General features: G+C 31.9%; 16 protein-coding genes. 2 read left to right on the forward strand and 14 right to left on the reverse strand.

What is annotated here, in order from left to right; all coding sequences use genetic code 11:
- Positions 1–6 precede the first annotated feature (6 nt).
- Together PMOB_RS00850 and PMOB_RS00855 are read left to right on the forward strand one after the other, a co-directional pair.
- Positions 7–570: a chromate transporter gene (locus PMOB_RS00850; protein WP_012208020.1), complete on the forward strand. Its 564-nt coding sequence runs from the start codon at positions 7–9 to the stop codon at positions 568–570.
- Positions 567–1,082 (forward strand): chromate transporter, encoded by a 516-nt coding sequence (locus PMOB_RS00855; protein ID WP_012208021.1) that lies wholly within the window; start codon positions 567–569, stop codon positions 1,080–1,082. The genes PMOB_RS00850 and PMOB_RS00855 overlap by 4 nt, the downstream gene beginning before the upstream one ends.
- Here PMOB_RS00855 and PMOB_RS00860 read toward each other — a convergent pair.
- From PMOB_RS00860 to PMOB_RS00935, 14 genes are all read right to left on the reverse strand, one after another.
- Entirely contained in the window at positions 1,069–2,028 is a 960-nt protein-coding gene (locus tag PMOB_RS00860) for a P1 family peptidase (RefSeq protein WP_012208022.1), read from the reverse strand. The two genes, PMOB_RS00855 and PMOB_RS00860, sit on opposite strands and share 14 nt — an antisense overlap.
- Positions 2,029–2,104: 76 nt before the next feature.
- Complete coding sequence (locus PMOB_RS00865) at positions 2,105–3,217, reverse strand: KamA family radical SAM protein (RefSeq protein WP_012208023.1); 1,113 nt, start codon at positions 3,215–3,217, stop codon at positions 2,105–2,107.
- Between the two features lie 704 nt (positions 3,218–3,921).
- On the reverse strand, positions 3,922–4,812 hold the full coding sequence (locus PMOB_RS00880; RefSeq protein WP_012208025.1) for a DUF5685 family protein: 891 nt from the start codon (positions 4,810–4,812) through the stop codon (positions 3,922–3,924).
- Positions 4,813–4,869: 57 nt separating this feature from the next.
- Entirely contained in the window at positions 4,870–6,081 is a 1,212-nt protein-coding gene (locus tag PMOB_RS00885) for a hypothetical protein (RefSeq protein WP_012208026.1), read from the reverse strand.
- Positions 6,082–6,109: 28 nt separating this feature from the next.
- Positions 6,110–7,216 carry a GspE/PulE family protein gene (locus tag PMOB_RS00890; protein ID WP_012208027.1) on the reverse strand — a complete coding sequence of 369 codons (1,107 nt, stop codon included), beginning with the start codon at positions 7,214–7,216 and terminating at the stop codon, positions 6,110–6,112.
- An 8-nt stretch (positions 7,217–7,224) separates the two neighbouring features.
- On the reverse strand, positions 7,225–8,352 hold the full coding sequence (ftsZ, locus tag PMOB_RS00895) for a cell division protein FtsZ (RefSeq protein WP_012208028.1): 1,128 nt from the start codon (positions 8,350–8,352) through the stop codon (positions 7,225–7,227).
- Positions 8,342–9,655 (reverse strand): cell division protein FtsA, encoded by a 1,314-nt coding sequence (locus PMOB_RS00900; protein ID WP_012208029.1) that lies wholly within the window; start codon positions 9,653–9,655, stop codon positions 8,342–8,344. Before PMOB_RS00900 ends, ftsZ begins: the two co-directional genes overlap by 11 nt.
- A gap of 1 nt (position 9,656) precedes the next feature.
- Positions 9,657–10,145 carry a hypothetical protein gene (locus tag PMOB_RS00905; protein WP_012208030.1) on the reverse strand — a complete coding sequence of 163 codons (489 nt, stop codon included), beginning with the start codon at positions 10,143–10,145 and terminating at the stop codon, positions 9,657–9,659.
- The gene (locus tag PMOB_RS00910; RefSeq protein WP_012208031.1) at positions 10,145–12,070 is read right to left on the reverse strand and encodes a DNA gyrase/topoisomerase IV subunit B; all 1,926 of its coding nucleotides are present in this window, start codon (positions 12,068–12,070) and stop codon (positions 10,145–10,147) included. The genes PMOB_RS00905 and PMOB_RS00910 overlap by 1 nt, the downstream gene beginning before the upstream one ends.
- A gap of 23 nt (positions 12,071–12,093) precedes the next feature.
- Positions 12,094–12,384: a DciA family protein gene (locus tag PMOB_RS00915; protein ID WP_012208032.1), complete on the reverse strand. Its 291-nt coding sequence runs from the start codon at positions 12,382–12,384 to the stop codon at positions 12,094–12,096.
- A 31-nt stretch (positions 12,385–12,415) separates the two neighbouring features.
- Positions 12,416–13,231 carry an aminotransferase class IV gene (locus tag PMOB_RS00920; protein ID WP_012208033.1) on the reverse strand — a complete coding sequence of 272 codons (816 nt, stop codon included), beginning with the start codon at positions 13,229–13,231 and terminating at the stop codon, positions 12,416–12,418.
- A complete protein-coding gene (mtaB, locus tag PMOB_RS00925; protein WP_012208034.1) occupies positions 13,221–14,525 on the reverse strand; it encodes a tRNA (N(6)-L-threonylcarbamoyladenosine(37)-C(2))-methylthiotransferase MtaB in 1,305 nt (434 codons plus the stop codon). Before mtaB ends, PMOB_RS00920 begins: the two co-directional genes overlap by 11 nt.
- A complete protein-coding gene (locus PMOB_RS00930) occupies positions 14,515–14,973 on the reverse strand; it encodes a CBS domain-containing protein (protein ID WP_012208035.1) in 459 nt (152 codons plus the stop codon). Before PMOB_RS00930 ends, mtaB begins: the two co-directional genes overlap by 11 nt.
- Positions 14,974–14,989: 16 nt before the next feature.
- Complete coding sequence (locus PMOB_RS00935) at positions 14,990–15,952, reverse strand: 1-phosphofructokinase family hexose kinase (RefSeq protein WP_012208036.1); 963 nt, start codon at positions 15,950–15,952, stop codon at positions 14,990–14,992.
- Between the last annotated feature and the right edge of the window lie 102 nt (positions 15,953–16,054).

A 16,054-nucleotide genomic window follows, 5' to 3' on the forward strand; every position in this document is an offset into this window, starting at 1 on the left:
ATAAAAATGGATGAAAAAGGCAGATCAAAATTATTGTTAAAAATGTTCATCACATTTTTTAAAATAGGGCTCTTCACTTTTGGTGGCGGGTACGCAATGATTCCTTTAATAGAGAAAGAAGTCGTAGAAAATAAAAAGTGGGTAGAAAAGGATAAGTTTACAGACAAGGTTTCTTTAACTCAAACTATACCTGGAGCTGTAGCTATCAATCTTTCTATTTTAGTAGGATACGATATAAAGGGAGTATTAGGAGCGGTTATGTCAGTAATAGGGGTTTCTTTACCTTCTTTTATAATAATATTGGTGATAGCTTTTACTCTTACGAAAACAGCAGGAATCAGCGTTTTACAAAGTGCCTTTGAAGGAATAAGACCTGCTATAGCGGCACTTATTGTATACGCGGGGATAAGTTTATCAAAATCAGTTAAATGGTCCATGGTTTTAGTTTTATTAGCTGCAGGGGCTTTTGTTGCAATTGGAGTATTTAACATTAATCCTATTTATATAATTGTTATCGCTTTCATTATAGGAAGCCTTTATTCAATACCGCAAGGGAGAAAAAATTCATGAAAACTTTATTTGGTTTGTTCCTTTCTTTTTTTGAAATTGGTTTATTTGGATTTGGCGGTGGTTACGCCATGATTCCACTCATTCAAACACATTTAGAAAGAAGAGGTTGGATGTCGATCCAAGAATTTCTCGATTTAATAGCTATAGCAGAGGTTACTCCCGGACCAATAGCAGTAAATAGTGCCACTTTTGTTGGGTATAGGGTTTTTGGGGTAGTTGGTTCGTTGGTTGCAACAACTGCTGTTATATTACCTTCGCTAATTGTAGGATTATTGGTAGGCAGATATTTTAAGAACGGAAATGGTGATACTCAACAAAATATTCTTAAATTTCTAAAACCTGCTGTTATCGGATTGATTCTTGGTTCCGCATATACAATTGGCGTTGCTAATATCGTAAATTTGGCGAGCTTTCTTATATTTATTGGGGTTTTGTTGCTCCTGTTTTTCACAAAATTAAATCCGATTTTTATAATAATTATGACAGGAATAGTTGGAATTATCTTTTATTAGGATTCATATCTTTGTAACTGAGAATGTTACCAACTTTTCTTGCCGATTTGATAGCCCTTATAATGGATATTTCTACTACTTCTGCCGCCACTTCACCAATTAAAGTAACGTCGCTTTGTAAATCACCCGTAGACAAGCAAAAAATAGTATCTCCATCGTACATGGTGTGAACAGGTCTTATCGCTCTTGCCAACCCATCGTGGCTCATTTGAGCAACTTTGTTGGCTTCTTCTTTAGATAATTTTGCATTTGTAGCTACAACGGATAGAGTTGTATTTTCACCTGGATTAGCATTAAAACTCGATTTTTTCATATATTCAGATATATTCAAAAATTTATTGTTTTTATCAATAGCTCCGGCTATTATATCCCCTTCTTCGTAAACATCTCCTGTAGCGTTCACAACCGTTATCGCCCCGACTATTATCCCGTTACCTAATTCAATGGAGTAACTTCCTACCCCACCTTTCATAGCACTATTAACGCCTGCCGCCTTACCAACGAGTGCCCCGGTTCCTACACCAACGCATCCTTCTTCAACGCAATTTGATGTTGCTAAATTTGCTGCAATATAACCAGATCTTTTATCTGGCCTAACGTTTGGGTCTCCTATATCCAAATCGTAAATAACTGCAGCAGGTACTATGGGGACTTTCACGGTACTTGTTTGAAAACCTATACTATTTTCCTCTAAAAATTGCATGACTCCACTTGCTGCATCTAAGCCAAAAGCACTTCCCCCGGTTAATAAGACAGCGTGTACCATTTGAACAAGATTCCCCGGTTTTAGTAAGTCAGTTTCTCTTGTACCTGGGGCTGAACCTTTGACATCAACCCCACCTACCGCCCCATTTTCGGCTAGAATTACCGTACAACCTGTTAAGGATTTATTGTCAGTGTAGTGTCCTACTTTTATTCCTGGTACGTCTGTTATACCTTTGATCATATCAATTCTTCTCCTTTTTTAAAATAACTATCTGAAAGTTTCCAACCCTCAAGTGACGGAACTTTATCTATATATTTTAAAAGCTTTTGTAATTATATATTTCAACTAATTCTTTGTAATCATCAAACCAATAGGCTTGTGGATTTCTTTTGAATACAAAAAATTTACCATAGTTATCAAGATTGTGTGATCTATGATAACGAAAGATAATATTTTTGCTAGTTAATGCGGCAACTTCTATTTTTCCAGATTCATGAGACATTACAAATCTAGGCCTTTTGGCTAAACCTGAGATATCTTCTAAAGATTCTAGGAATATTGAATAAGCTTTTTCTAAAGGAATAGTAAAACCTTTATTTCCCATTACAGGTCTATTTTGAAATACATAATAGGGGGGAATACCATTAAAGGATAGCTTTTTAAATAATGTTGATAATGTTTTGGGATTATCATTAATACCATGCAAAAGAGGGGTTTGATTGGCTATTATGGCTCCAGAATTTTGCAATATATTTATCCCCTGAATAGAAGCAGAAGTTAATTCTCTTGGGTGATTAAAGTGCACAATAAAATATAATTTTTTACCACTATTGGTAATTTTTTTAATTAAATTTGATAGGGCATCATCCGATATTATTCTGAAAGGATTAAAAGCTGGAGTTTTAGTACCTATGCGAATGATTTTTATATGATCTATTTCATTAATAGATTCTATAATTGATTTAAGTTTATTAGTTGAAAGGAGTAAAGGATCACCCCCTGTTAGGAGAACATTTGTGATTTCTTCGTGTTTTCGAATATAATCGAGATCTTTATCAATTTCACGGGTTCTAACTACTTCTTTACCAACGTTCTTGAACAATCTTTTTCTAAAACAGAATCTACAGAAACTTCCGCATACATCATTTACTAACAGTAAAGCGGTATCCCTATACTTGTGTTGCAGTCCCTTACTTATTGTATACGAATGTTCTCTTGAAGCGTCTTCTAATCCCCATTCTTCCAATTCTTCAACACTCGGAATTATAATCTTTCTTATAGGATCGTTTTTGTCTTTCCAATTGATTAAGTCCAAGTAATATTCATTAGCTCTAAACTTATACTTTTCTTCAACAGGTTGAAGTTCTTTTAGTTCTTCTTGTGAAATCCCTTTTACTTTTTCTAACTTAGTTACATATTCTGGATACAAAGATATCACTCCTTTCAAACTTTTTCATCACAAGTTATTTATATTATTGTTTTTTAAAAAAATTTTGGAGTAAGGAAGAAATCTCACATTTCAATCTCTTCAATAAATACCCATAAATATTGGTAAATATCAAATAAATAAATATTATAAATAATAACCCTTTTCCTTGTGTTGCAAAATCCGGAAGAAGTTCACCAAAAAAGGCAAACATAAGATAAAAGGCGAGAATTGAAAGGGTTGTAATAAATAAGTGTTTAAATAACCTTTTTTCTACAACAGCAAAAGCAAGGATCGGAAGAAAAAAGAGTAAAAATATTCCAATTGCTTCAACAACAAATCCACTGATAAATATTAAAAAGAAAATTGAAATACTGAAGATAAATGCATATCTTTTTTCTAAAAAGAAAACTCCCAGAGGAAGAGTTAAACTAACCACAGTGGGAGCAATTCTCAAATATCTTGACATAAGGAATAGCAAGAAAAAAAGGATAACCAAAAAAGCTGTCTTTATAAGGGGATTTTTTATAACTAAATTCATAAATTTTTAAAACCAATTACAAAGATCTCCGCCACCACATTCACAAAGGGTATCTAAACAGACAGTGGCTCCTAAACATTCTAAACAATTACCACATCCACTTCTTCCATAGCTATAGTAACCAGCTCTAAAAGTATCCATTTTTTCTCTAAACTTTTCATCTTCCTTATATTTTAAAAATAGGTTTTTGAACTCTCCCTTTTTTATTTGCTCTAGAATGGTTTGTTGCTCTTTCATCAATTTCTCCTCCATCTAAAATTTTTGTGACAGAATTTCTGTGATATATCAAAGAAAAAGTCGCTAGCTTTTTTACTAAATGCTTGTTAAAATTTGCGACTTCTTCAACATTTTCTAAGAACTCTTTTGAACATAAATCGTAAGTAAATAAAATTCTTTCTTTTTGATCTTGAGTTAATTCATCTAATTTTTTTACCCCAAAAGAGTTTGCTATAGAGTTAAAATTTCTTTTTTTTATATCTTTGTTAAAATCGTACACACTATCTACCAAATATAGCAAATAAGCTGTCACAACAGGCATGGTTGCTGGATATCCTTGAGGGAAAAATTCATCGAATAACATCTCCATAATTCCTTGAGATGGTTTGGCATAATCATCCAAATCTAAATTTTGTTCTTCTACCCTTTGTTGCATTTTTAATAGATGTTTGTATTCATTGATAGTTGTGGGATCAAACTGTTCAAGTAACTTCATTTCCAACTTTTTCAAAATTTTCTTTGGAACTGGTTTCCCTTCTAAATTGTAATCTAAAAGTTTTCCATAGATTATAAGCAAATTGAGATACGCATAAGGTGTCATAAAAGAATTATTTTCAGGTTTAAATCGTTTTTTTAATCCTACATATGGACATCTGAATTCGTTTATATTCTCAACAGGGTTGTTCAACATGGAAAAGAAAACCACTTCTTTTACTGTCGTGAGTCTATAGAACTCACCTAAATTCTCCTTTAAAGAGTGACATAATCCACAATAGTAATATAGATAATTTTTCCTCTCTTCTTCTGTTGGAGTAAAATATATAGATATGTATCCGTACATTATTTTAACCTCATTTGTTTTAATTTTCCTCTATTAGGATAAAGGAGTTAGGTGAATTTAATAAACTTTCACTGTATGTTTCTTTGAAAATGTCTTATCCCCAATATTTACACTGAATTGAATTTCATACTCTCCTGATCTATCTAAATTTATAGTCTTAACGTTTGATAAATCAAATACCTTAGCCGTTCCCAATTCTGTTATATATACTCGAGATAAATCGTTATTCTCGTAATTATAAATTAGCTGTCCTTCATAGAATAACCTAAAGATCACTTGTGAAATTTCAAAGGCTTTTGGTTCTTCATTAGAATTTCTTAGTAAACCTTCAAAATAAAGCTGATCTCCTCTTGAGGCCGCCGAAATAACATAAACTAAAAGGGAAATATCGTTGTAATTTCTATCTATTTGATTAACTATATTCAAAGTGGTTACATAAGTTTGCTCAAAAGAATCAAAGTCGAATAATAAATAATAATTTCCTGGATCGAAATTTTTATTGATTTCAAAATCTAAAGGTATCGAAGACAGAGGATTCAAATTTAATGTTCCAAAGGAAAATTTCTGTGAATGGATAACCTTTTCTTTTTGTTTTATTGTTAGCGTTCCAAATAATTCTTTGTTAAAGGTTTCATTGGTCCCATTTATTGCTAATATGCTAATAGAAGGGAATTCCGTAGTTAAGTAAAACATCTCTTTAGCAGAAACATCTATAATCAATCCTTTATTGTATTCAAAGGTTTTAACAAGATTTACACTTTCGTCATTTAAGATAAAGGACACTCGGGCTTCATAGGTTCCTTTTTCTAAATCTGAAATCTCCTTTTCTCTTAACAGGTCAAAAACTAAAATTGTTTTATACGGTGAGATATCAGCTTCTACAGGTTGTGAGAACACATAACTGTATTCAACCTCAGAACTTTCCTGATTTACTATCAAAAATGAAAAGTTATTAATTTCTACATGAGAATCATTGTTGTTGGTATTTTGTATAGTAACTTTTATATCTAAATTATCTGGATAGTAATATTCTTCTTTTGATTCTAAATTGATATGAATCCCTTTTATAACTACATTGTAAGGTAAATCAAATCTTGAACCTCTACGCCCCATAATAATAAATATGAACACTAACATGGACAAAAATATAACGATGTAAAATGTCCATCTAATTATTCTTTTTTTAGATTGTTCTCTTCTTTCTCTTTCTTTTTTCCTTTCTTCATCATACTTTTGCCATTCTTCCGGGCTTTTTGAAAAATATTGCATGAATTCATCTCACTATTTTCAATATTATTTAGAAGGAAGATAAGTTACTTAAATACTGATCTTCATTGATTACCCCTTTATTAAAAAATTCCCGAAGTGTGGGCAACGGATCTATATAACAATCAGAATCTTTGTATTTTTCACTTACAAAATTAATACTCTTACCTTGTGATATGTCTCTTTTCAAATTTTTTGAAATTATCAAACCTTCAAAAACAGTTATAAAACCTTTTTTCCCTGTATTATAACAGTGTTCACATCCATTTCCTTGGCAAAAAGGACAGTTTTTAGGGATTAATCTTTGATTAAGGATGAGATCTAAGCTTTCAGAGAGATTTCTTACTTCTATTCCAAACATCTTCAACCTTTGAAGCACTAAAAAAACATTCTTAGCGTGTAACGTGGAAAATACCAAATGACCTGTTATCGAAGATTCAAATAACAATTTTGCAAAATTTTCCTCCCTAATTTCGCCCACAACTATTAAATCAGGATCTTGTCTCAATATATATTTTAAAATATCTGCTTTGTCTTCCTCGTTTTTTGATACTATTTGAATTATACCTGGATTAATATACTCTACTGGATTTTCTATGCTATGAACTTTTCTCCTTTTTTTGAACTTATTAACTATGTACTGCATCGTTGTAGTTTTGCCAGACCCTGTAGGACCAGAAAAAATAAGCATTTTTGATTTTTGATCAATTAATTTTTCGACGTTAGAAAGAATCATTGGTTCCATGAAAACTTTTATGTCGTTTATGTTTCTCAATTTTCTTAAGACACAACTTATTCCTCCAGAAGATCTAACAAAGGAAGCTCTATAATTGATGTTCTGGAAACGAAAAGAACCATCAATATTTTCAAAATCTTTTACTATATCGTACCCACAATTGATAAGCAATTTGTTTAGCACTACTTCGTATTCATATGCCCCCATAGTTTCTAAAGTTATTAAATCTCCACAGTATCTGGCTTTAACGCCTACCTTTTCGTCATGAGGTTCAAAATGAAAATCTGTAATATTTTCATCGTCATATTTTTTCAAAAAGTTGTCTAAAATATTTTCTTCTACTTCATAATTCTTTAGGTCTTTATTATACAAGAGGTAGAAATTAGAGGGTTTCTTTTTCATTATTATTGTTATTGTTGTTGGACTTCTTCTCCTGGAATTTCTTCTACATGATCTTGCAAATACTTGTTCAATCTGGATATTTCTTCGGCAACCACACCTTTTCCAAACTGTCTATATAATGCTGGTTGTTCATAAAGATCTAGATAGTTTTCTTCTCCAGGCAATTTGTCGTAACCGGATGCTATAACCGTTACCTTAATAACTTCAGGAGGCAAATCTATAATTGTAATTCCCATTTTTAGTCGTGCATCATCAATTGCGTATGAACGTAAAATTTCATTGACAATTTTGACATCTTGTGTGGTTGGAGTCTTACCCGCGATGTTTACTAAAGCAGCTGTTGCATTCCTTACAGGATCCTCTAAAATTTTACTATTCAATGCATTTTTTATAGCTTCTTCAGCTCTTTTTTCTCCTTTTGCAAGTCCAATACCAAGCATCGCAGAACCTTTTATGCGTAATACCGACGCTACATCTGCAAAATCTAAATTGATCATACCTGGTTTGGTTATCAAATCGGAAATACCAGTAATTGCTTGAATAAGTATTTCATCAGCTTTCTCAAAGGCTTTGTCAATCGGAATATCATCATCGTTATCTATAAGTTTATCGTTTGATATTTTAATTAAACTATCCACATACTTTTTAGTTTCTTGAAACCCTTTCAAAGCTATTCTTTCTTTTGTTGATCCTTCAAAGTGAAAAGGTAAGGTAACTATTGCCACAGTCAAAATACCCATTTGTGTAGCTAAATCAGCTATAATAGGTACAGCCCCTGTTCCTGTACCTCCCCCTAAACCCGCGGTTATAAATAAAAGATCTGTATCTTTCAAAGTTTCTTTTAAATCATCCTGACTTTCTAAAGCTGATTTTTTACCAATTTCTGGATCTCCACCGGCACCTAGACCTTTTGTCAGTTCTTTACCCAATTGAATTTTTGTAGGTGCGTCATTATTTTCTAATACCTGTACATCCGTGTTTGCAGCAATCAGTTCTACATCATCAATGCCCTTTTTTATCATTCTTTGAATAGCATTATTCCCTGCTCCTCCAACGCCTATTACTTTTATCTTATAACTCGTTTTCCTACTAAACAATTTATTTCGTTTGTTGATTTCTTCCATTTCAAAGGGCATCTTCTTCTTCACCTCCCGTTATTTTCTTAAAAAAAGTCTTTAAGGTGGATGTTGTTTTTTTGGAAGATTTATTTCTTTTGGAGGATTCTGAACGCGTCTCTTTGTTTTTTTCATAAAGATTTTCTTCTAACAAATCGATTCTGTACCTTTCTATTAACCCAAAAACAGTTTGAAATTCCGGATCCTTAGCTAATTCTTCTGGAATGTTCTTGAACGAGTCAAAAGATACTATGGAACTTTTCCTGAAATTTTCACCCATCAGTTCTTTAACGGTGATTTCAATATTTTTTATTTTCGAGCCTCCCCCGGTCAATACTATTCCTCCCTGTAAAGCACCTACTTCAAAAGTTCTTTCATAACCTATTTTTGAGAGCTCTCCATTTAACCTGCTTATAATTTCTCTGACTCGAGCAAAAATAATTTTATTTAAAAGACTTAGAGGAACATAAGAATACCCACTACCTGTCAATAATTGGAAATTCACCTTTTTCATTGTTTTCGTTTCTCTTGAACATGCCCCTTCCTCTTCCAATAACCTATGTGCCTCTCTTTCAGAAACCTTGAGTATATTGGAGATATCTTTTAATACATATTTAATTCCATACGGAAAAGTGTAGAATAATTTTGGAATTCCATCTTTAAAGATGATTATTCTACAAGAATTGTACCCAAAGTCTATCACAGTGATGCCGACATTTCTATCGTTGGGGGTGGTAATTATATAACTATTCGATAAAGTTGAATCGTATATAGGAATTTCAGAAGTATAGACAATATCTTTTAAGACGTTAATTAACAGCGAAAAGGAATTTTCATCTACCCATACAATGTTTAGTGTTGTAGTTAAAGATTTTTCAGCAAAAAAAGAAACTGGATTTTTTACTTTTTTTTCGTCGATATGAAACTTCACAAAGTTTGAATCTAAAATTATTTTTCCCTCGTCTGTGTATTTTTTGATAATGCTTTTCTTGATGTTTCTGAGTTCCTCTTCTCTTATTTCTGTCCTTTTGCTAAACTCAACAGTAAAATGCTCTTCTGTGATATTCAAAGAGTTAGTGGAATATCCTACAATAATTTCTGGATTTTTAATCTTCTTTGGAGACTCCTGGTTCAACTTTTCTATAAGCGTTTCAATTGATCTACGTAGTGATTCCATATCTTGTATTTCACCATTAATGATACCGTCCACTGGAAGTTTACTCAGTGAAATTGGCACAATACTTCCATCTTCTTCTATTTCAAAAAGTACTCCCTTTAGAAAAAAACTACCGATATCTATTCCAATCAAATAATTCTTAGCCATACTAAAGCCCCCGATCATCGATTTTAAAGAAACTATGGTTACTAATGAAATAATTCCCAGGTCCCAAAAATTCTATATTACTAAGAGTGATCAAAAAATCTTTAATTTCTGGTAATTCAAGGTACTCAATTCTAATGTTATTATAACAAAGTATTTCTTTATTCGGAAAATTTATTTCTCTAATCGACGTATTACAACAAATACTTTTGACAAAATTGAGTTCTTCTTCTTTTTTTATTTTATCTTTCGAAAAAATTACTTTGATGAATTTTGGATAGGGATGATCGCTAACAAATGTTATTTTATCATAAATATCAAAATAAAAATATCTATTATTTATTTCTACGTAATAAATACTTTTCTCAATTTCTACTTTATCTTTATAAACAAAAAATTCTTCTTGAGTTTCAAAAAAAGGGAGGAGATTGTAAACACAAATTATTAAAAGTAGAAGGTAAAAAAAGGTTAAGATTAACTTTTTCCATTGCACTAGATATCTAGCTCTTTCACCTTATTAGCATTAGATTCAATAAACTCTCTTCTAATAGAGGGATCGTATCCCATGAGTATTTCTATCATCTCTTCTGCCATTTCTAAATCTTCCATCTTTATTTTTACAAGTTTTCTAGTGTCTCTATCCATAGTGGTCTCTCTCAATTGGTCAGGGTTCATTTCTCCTAATCCTTTATATCTTTGTATTCTCCATTTTTTATCCCCATATTTTTTCTTCAACTCTTCAAGTTCTTCGTCGGAATAAAGATAAAAATGTTGTTTACCAATCTCAAATCTATACAGAGGAGGTTGAGCAATGTATACATATCCTTCCTCTATTAAAGAACGCATGTATTTGTGAAAAAGCGTCAACACTAAAGTTCTAATATGTGCGCCATCAACATCTGCATCAGTCATGATAATGATTTTACCGTATCTCAATTTAGACAAATTGAACTCTTCTCCTATACCAGTTCCTAATGCAATGATAATATTCGAAACTTGTTCATTTTTTAAAAGTTTTAAAAAATCAGTTTTTTCTGCATTTAGAATTTTCCCCCTCAAAGGTAAAATCGCCTGGTACATTCTATCCCTAGCTTGTTTGGCATTTCCCCCAGCCGAATCTCCTTCAACTATAAAAAGTTCTGATTCGTTTAAATCCCTCGATGTACAATCTGCCAATTTGCCTGGTAGAGTTGTATTTTCGAATATTGTTTTTCTTTTAATGCTGTCTCTGGCTCTTTTAGCAGCAAGTCTTTTTTTATATGCTAAAAACATTCTTTCAAAAATATTTTTTGCTTCTTTTATATTTGCATCAAAATATAAAGATAATTTCTCTGTAGTTATTTGATTTACTGCTTCTCTGGCAACTTTAGATCCCAATCTTCCCTTTGTTTGACCTTCGAAAACAGGATTGGGCATTTTTATATGTATTATGGCTAATAATCCTTCTCTCACATCTTCTCCACTAAAATTCTCGTCTTTTTCCTTTAAAACATTGTACTTTCTTGCATATTCATTTGATAATCTTGTTAGAGCTTGTTTGAATCCAGATTCATGTTCCCCGCCATCGATAGTCCTAATGTTGTTCACAAAAGAGATTACTTCGCTTTCTTCAGAATCCGTATAGACAAAAGCTGCTTCCACTTGAATTTCTGACTCCACTTTACTATATTGATATGATCCGTACATGTAAACCGGCTCGGAAATAGAATTCATCTTCCGCCGTTTCAAGATGTAATTTATAAATTCGTTCAAACCGCCAAGAAAATGAAATTCTTGCTTGTAATCTCTTTTTCTATCTTCAAAGATAACTTTCAAGTTAGGATTTAAAAAGGCTATTTCTTTCAACCTATTCTCTATTAATCGTGATTCAACAGTTATATCTCCATCATCGAATATTTCTTTATCAGGGAGAAATTTCACAACAGTCCCACTCTTGTCTGTTTCGCCTACAATAATTACATCTGTTTGAGGAACACCTCTTGCATACTTTTGATAGTATATTTTCCCGTCTCTGTAAACCTTTACCTCCATATATTCGGACAAAGCGTTAACAACCGATGCTCCTACTCCATGAAGTCCTCCACTAACCTTATAGGCTTTTTTATCAAACTTTCCACCAGCATGAAGCGAAGTCATAACTAACTCCAATGTATTTTTATTTTCAGTTGGATGTATATCTACAGGTATACCTCTTCCGTTATCCTCAACTTCAATAGAATCATCCTCATTCAAAGTAACTCGAATTGTATCACAAAACCCGTTAACATGCTCATCTATGGCGTTATCGATTATTTCATAAACCATATGGTTTAACCCTGTTTTACCCGTTGATCCTATGTACATTCCAGGTCTTAACCTAACAGGTTCTAACCCTTTCAAGACCTTTATATCGTTTCCAGAATAAGTTTTTTCTACCATTTAAACACCTCCACAAGCGTTTCTCAAGAAACAATTCTAATTCTATTTATCGTTTCATTTTCCAGAATAGAATTTATCGCGTTCAATAATAATTTTTCCCTAAAAAGTATTTCCTGTTTAACATAATTGTCAGCACAGGCTATTTCCACTATCTTATCTTTTAAGAGATAATTTTTAACTGTTACATTTTTTGATAAATTCTCAGGAATATACTTAGGTAATTCTTCTCTTAATCTTTTTATTATATATATTTTTTTGTAAACCAAATTTTTTTTAGAAAGTTGTTTTAAAACACCTTCAAATTTTTCCTCCATTTTAGACCATCTTAATAGTAAAGTATTCCTCTCAATCTTCTATTTTTTCTGTTATAAAATCTTTCCAATTGTCAAGAATAGCTTCCGTTACTACACCAGGTACAGTAAAAGTAAAATCAGGAAAAATTCTTCTAACAGGTACTACACCTCTTGAAGTGTGGGTAAGAAATACTTCCTCGGCAGATAAAAGTTCCCATACTTGAACATTTGCTTTCTCTTCAACTTCTAAAGATAAATCATTTGCTAACTCAAGGACATCTTCTCTAGTTATCCCTGGTAATATCCCCGATGAAATATGAGGAGTCAATAAAACACCTCCACTGACATAAAAAATATTAGAGTATGTACCTTCGGTTACATTACCGAACTCATTTAAAACGATGGAATCATAATAATAATCATATTTTTTATGGATGTATTTGATTGAACCATTTAAAGGTGTTTTTACATAATAAGGAATAATAGGAGACGAAGTTTTTCTTTCTCTCGCTATATTAACTACAACACCTTCTTCGATCAAATCTACATCCTCTTTCAACTCTTCAACAAAGCAATAAAATGTTTTATATTTAGAAGTGAAAGGAGTTACATATATTTTAAATCTGAATTCTTCATAATTATGAATCTTTTTTGCCTGATTTAAAATTATTTTTATCTTTTCAAGAGGTGGTATTTCAAATGCCATAAAATCAGCAGATCGTTTCAATCTATCATAATGTCTTTTTAAATTGTAAGGAATACCTGAATAAGTTCTAAGTACATCATAAATCGAATAACCATTCACGAACCCTTCATCATCTCCACTAACCAATGGAAATTCTACCCACTCTTTACCATTATAGAACATTCGATACCACCCCTTTATTTTCTTTAGACAAAGAAGATATCACCGTACTAAAAAACTCACCTTTTTCAATTTTTTTCTCATGAAATTGAACATTATGGGGGATGTAATATTCATCGTATCCAAAAAGACCTTTTTTTGAGCTACTTTCTGTTAATACTTTAACTCTAGACCCTAACATATCATTCAAGTAATTTTTTCTTGAGAGATCAGCAATTTTATCCATTTGTGAAAGTCTGTCTTTTTTTTCATTTCCAGGTATCTGATTTTGCATCTTAGCTGCTACAGTTCCCTCACGTAATGAGTACCTAAAACTATGGACTTTTAAAACCTTAAGTTCTTCAATTGAATCAAACAGGATTCTTAAATCTTCCTCATCTTCACCAGGAAAACCAACTATGAGATCACAAGTAATAGAAAACTTTGAGTCGTATTTTCTTAAGTTTTCGATGGCTGTATAAATCATTTTTCTATTATATTTTCTATGCATTGATTGTAAAATTTTATCAGAAAAATGTTGAATCGAAAGGTGTATGTGTTTTTCAAATATTGGATAAGAATTCAATATGGTAGACAAATTGTCAGTAATTATTTCAGGATATAGAGACGTTATTCTTATTCTAATTTCTTTATCAGCAAAACTCTTCCCGATTTGATTTAATAGTTCTTCTAAGGTTTCTGAATTGTCCATTCCATAATATCCCAAATTTGTTCCAGTTAGCACTATTTCTTTATACCCTTTTTCAATAAATTTTTCTATACTTTTTATAACTTCTTCTGTTGGTAAACTGACTATTTTTAATCCTCTCAAGAATCTTATTTTACAGAATGTACATGAGTTAATACATCCTTCTTCAATAGGTAAAAAGATCCGTGTTCTGTCACCATACGGTTCGTTGGGAACTAATATGTCATATTTTTCATTATGGAACCAAAAATGTTTATCTGAGTATATACCTTCTTCACACAATAAACGGTCTATTTGTTTTTTTTCTAAATTACCTAAGACCAAATCGGCGCCTACTTTTTTTAATTCTTCGGGATCAGATACAGAATAACAGCCTGTAGCTATAATCTTGGAATTTTCATTTGATTTTTTTAATCTCCTAATTGTTTGCCTTACCTTTCTTTCAGCCTCTGAAGTTACGGCACAAGTGTTTAAAACGTAGATATCACTCTTACCCATTTTTTCTTCAAATACAATATCAAAATGAGGAGATAGTTTCTCGGCCATCGCTTGACTTTCAGCTTGGTTCATTTTACATCCAAAAGTAATAAAAGAAACTTTACGCTTCATATTCTATTTCACCAGTCAATGTTCTACTAAGTAAACCTATTCTTCTAATAACCCCCACTAATCTTTCATTGTCATCAACAACTGGCAGAACCTTTAATTTATTTTTTATTATTACATCTGCTACATGTAAAACCGTATCATCAAAGTAAACCTTAAATGGCTTTTTTATCATAAAATCAGATACTGGACGATCCAATATTTTTTTTAATCCATTAAAAAATTGATGGCTATCCGGTATAAAAGAAGTAGTTTCCATAAGCTTCAAATACCCCGGAAGTGAGGCGTCAATGATACCACTTTCGCTTAAATATCCCACCAGTCTAAAATCACTTGTAACTATGGGAAGCGCAGATAAATTATGCCTACGACATACCGTAATAAAACGCTCTACTTTCTCATCTTCCATTAAAGACGTTAGATCTCTCTCCATTATTTCCTTAGCTTTCAAGGTAAACACCTCTTTGTTATTCTAATCTTTCAATGGAAAACCTACTTAAACTTCTTTTTATATCTTCTAAAGTTCCTATCTTTTTTTCTATATAATCCGTTTTGGAAATGGCACTAGCCATACCGAATTTTGCAGCTTCAAAATAATTAAAATTATAATTTATAATATAATATATTATTCCCGACATAAATGCATCTCCTGCTCCAAAAAGATGTGATTTCTCAATCCTTTCTTCTGGATTAAAAAGCCAGACACCCTCATTTGTTGTTATCACATCACCAAAAATCTGATAACTCATAACAACTAATCTGGCACCATTTTCTATAATTTTTTTTGAAGCATCAATAAAATCATCTATACTTTCAAGGGTTTTCCCGAAAATTTCTGCTTTTCTTCTAAAGTCTGGTCTAACAACGGTAGGGCAATTATTTAAAATAGCTTTTTCAAAACACGGTCCAATTGATTCCATGTAAGTAGTTTTTCCTCTTTTCTTAGCTTCAAACATCAGATCGGAATAAACATCAGTTTTCAAGCCAGGAGGAACACTTCCTGACACTACGACATGTTCCACTAATGAAAGAGAATTTTTATATCTCCTTAAAAAATGATCGTAATCTTCATCATTAATGAAGGGACCTTTACTGTTTATTAGAGTCATTACTTCCTTCAAGGGATCTATTATTTCAATGTTTTCTCTACTTTCTTCTTCTGAATAAACAAAATTCATCGTTATATTTTCATACGCAGAAAGCTTACTCTGAATAACCCTACCTATGTGTCCCCCCAAAAAACCTGTTACTATCGATTTCATTTGCAAATTAGATAGCATTATTGAAACGTTAATACCCTTACCTCCTGGTTCCATTTTGGAATTTGAAGGATTTTCTATTCTATACATGTTACCTACTTCAAAATTATCAATTATAACTTCTCTATCCAGCGAAGGATTTAATGTGACAGATAAAAAATCGTACTCCATCGATTTCCTCCTAATACCATTATTATTTTACTATTATGGAAACCCCACACTTGCTATAATGCCCTTTTCTTCCCACCCCTCGTTTCTAAGAAAGGACTATGT

Origin of the sequence: Petrotoga mobilis SJ95, from assembly GCF_000018605.1 — a bacterium.
Lineage (GTDB): Bacteria > Thermotogota > Thermotogae > Petrotogales > Petrotogaceae > Petrotoga > Petrotoga mobilis.